This is a genomic window from Mesorhizobium sp. M1A.F.Ca.IN.020.06.1.1 (assembly GCF_004023265.1).
In the GTDB taxonomy this organism is placed as follows: Bacteria; Pseudomonadota; Alphaproteobacteria; order Rhizobiales; family Rhizobiaceae; genus Mesorhizobium.
In genome coordinates this window covers 1-1894 of record NZ_RZSR01001068.1, presented here as the reverse complement: position 1 = coordinate 1894, position 1894 = coordinate 1, and the positions used below count along the sequence as shown (strand labels likewise).

The window sequence follows — 1894 nt, the reverse complement described above, 5'->3', positions numbered from 1 at the left end:
TCTCTACATCTTCTCGCTGCTCGGCCTGTTCGTCGCCCTGCTCTCGGACCTGATCTACACCTGGGTCGATCCGCGCATCGATTTCGAGCGGAGAGACGTCTGATGACGGCAGCTTCGGCAGAAGCCAAGCCGGCCCGCGCCGCCCGGCCGTGGTTGTCGCCGCTCAATCAGCGGCGGCTGCAAAACTTCAAGGCGAACCGGCGCGGCTACTGGTCGCTGTGGATCTTCCTGTTGCTGTTCGTGCTGTCGCTGTTTTCCGAATTGATCGCCAACGACAAGCCCATCATCGCCTCCTACAAGGGCGAGATCCTGTTTCCGGTTCTGGTCGCCTACCCGGAAGAGAAATTCGGCGGCTTTTATGCCGTCACGGACTATCGCGATCCGGTGATTCAGGACGAGATCAATGCCAATGGCTGGATGATCTGGCCGCCGGTCCGCTACTCCTATCAAACGGTCAACAACGCCATCCCAGAAGCCGCACCCGCCAAGCCGTCCTGGCTTTACGACAAGAAGACGCGCTGCAGCCAGTATCCGCAGGGCGAAGCCGATCCGAACTGCGTCGTCGGCAACTGGAATTGGCTGGGCACCGACGACCAGGCGCGCGACGTGCTGGCACGCGTGCTTTACGGCTTCCGCATCTCGGTGCTGTTCGGGCTGATCCTGACGCTCGGCTCCTCGCTGATCGGCGTCGCGGCCGGCGCGGTGCAAGGCTATTTCGGCGGCTGGACGGACCTTCTGTTTCAACGCTTCATCGAGATCTGGTCGGCGATCCCGGTGCTTTATCTGCTGCTCATCGTCTCTGCGATCCTGCCGCCCGGCTTCTTCATCCTGCTCGGCCTGATGCTGCTGTTCTCCTGGGTGGCGCTGGTCGGCGTGGTGCGGGCCGAGTTTCTGCGCGCGCGCAACTTCGAATATGTCAACGCGGCGCGCGCGCTTGGCGTGCCCAACCTCACCATCATGTTCCGTCATCTCCTGCCCAACGCCATGGTGGCGACGCTGACCTTCCTGCCCTTCCTGCTCTCAGGCTCGATCTCGACGCTGACCTCGCTCGACTATCTCGGCTTCGGCCTGCCGCCGGGTTCGGCCTCGCTCGGCGAATTGCTGAAGCAGGCGCAGCGCAATCTCAACGCGCCCTGGCTCGGCATCTCCGGCTTCATCGTGATTTCGCTGATGCTGTCGCTGCTGGTCTTCATCGGCGAGGCGACGCGCGATGCCTTCGATCCGCGCAAGACGTTCAAATGAGCGAGCCTCTGCTTTCCGTCCGCGATTTGAGTGTCGCCTTCGCGCAAGGCGGCACGCAATCGATCGCCGTCGACCACGTCTCCTTCGACATCGGCAAGGGCGAGACGGTCGCGCTGGTCGGCGAATCCGGATCCGGCAAATCGGTCTCCGCGCTGTCGGTGCTGAAGCTGTTGCCCTATCCGTCGGCCAGCCACCCCTCGGGAAAGATCCTGTTCCACGGCGCCGACCTGCTCCACGCCAACGAAAGGACGCTGCGCGGCGTGCGCGGCAACAAGATCACCATGATCTTCCAGGAGCCGATGACCTCGCTCAATCCGCTGCACACGATCGAGCAGCAGATCGTCGAGGTGCTGAAGCTGCATCAGGGGCTGGGCGATCGCCAGGCCCACGCTCGCACGTTGGAGCTGCTCACCGAGGTCGGCATACGCGACCCGCAGAAGCGGCTCGATGCCTATCCGCACCAGCTCTCCGGCGGCCAGCGCCAGCGCGTCATGATCGCCATGGCCTTGGCCAACGAGCCGGAACTCTTGATCGCCGACGAGCCGACGACGGCGCTCGACGTGACCGTGCAGGCGCAGATCCTCGAACTGCTCGCCGGCCTGAAAAGCCGCAAGCGCATGTCGATGCTATTCATCACCCATGACCTCGGCAT

The 1894-nt window shown here is 63.4% G+C and carries 2 protein-coding genes; both read left to right on the top strand.

The features are described from left to right. The first annotated feature begins 102 nt into the window (after window positions 1-102). On the top strand, window positions 103-1242 hold the full coding sequence (locus EOA60_RS30990; RefSeq protein ID WP_127247608.1) for an ABC transporter permease: 1140 nt from the start codon (window positions 103-105) through the stop codon (window positions 1240-1242). Beyond that, a partial coding sequence (locus EOA60_RS30985) for an ATP-binding cassette domain-containing protein (RefSeq protein WP_164899691.1) occupies window positions 1239-1894 on the top strand: 656 nt, incomplete at its 3' end. The genes EOA60_RS30990 and EOA60_RS30985, both read left to right, overlap by 4 nt.

Excerpts from the sequence above, each read along its gene's own strand:
- EOA60_RS30990 (WP_127247608.1), top strand. The coding sequence starts at position 103 with ATGACGGCAGCTTCGGCAGAAGCCAAGCCGGCCCGCGCCGCCCGGCCG.